Annotated in this window: 1 protein-coding gene; it reads left to right on the forward strand. The window is 61.1% G+C overall.

Going from position 1 to position 620, the window contains the following annotated elements; genetic code table 11:
* A partial coding sequence (locus K2184_RS29005) for a thiamine pyrophosphate-dependent enzyme (RefSeq protein ID WP_233444581.1) occupies positions 1-620 on the forward strand: 620 nt, incomplete at both ends.

Here is a 620-nt window from a genome sequence, read left to right on the forward strand (position 1 = left end):
CCGCAGAACCCGTCCTGGGCCGATCGCGACCGCTTCGTGCTGTCCAACGGTCACGGCTCGATGCTGATCTACAGCCTGCTGCACCTCACCGGCTACGATCTGCCAATCGAAGAGCTGAAGAACTTCCGTCAGCTGCACTCCAGAACCCCGGGCCACCCGGAAGTGGGCTACACCGCGGGCGTGGAAACCACTACCGGACCGCTGGGGCAGGGCATTGCGAATGCGGTGGGGATGGCGATTGCGGAGAAAACCCTGGCGGCGCAGTTCAACCGCCCGGGCCACGACATTGTTGACCACTTCACTTATGCGTTCATGGGCGACGGCTGCATGATGGAAGGTATCTCTCACGAGGTATGCTCCCTGGCCGGTACCCTGAAACTGGGCAAGCTGGTGGCGTTCTATGACGACAACGGCATCTCCATCGACGGTCACGTCGAAGGCTGGTTCACCGATGACACCGCGAAGCGCTTTGAAGCCTACGGCTGGCACGTGGTGCGCGGCGTTGACGGTCACGATGCTGACTCGATTAAACGCGCGGTGGAAGAAGCGCGTGCGGTCACCGACAAACCGTCCCTGCTGATGTGCAAAACCATCATCGGTTTCGGTTCGCCGAACAAAGC

It is taken from the genome of Klebsiella sp. K5-306, assembly GCF_051835185.1.
Taxonomy (GTDB): domain Bacteria; phylum Pseudomonadota; class Gammaproteobacteria; order Enterobacterales; family Enterobacteriaceae; genus Klebsiella; species Klebsiella oxytoca.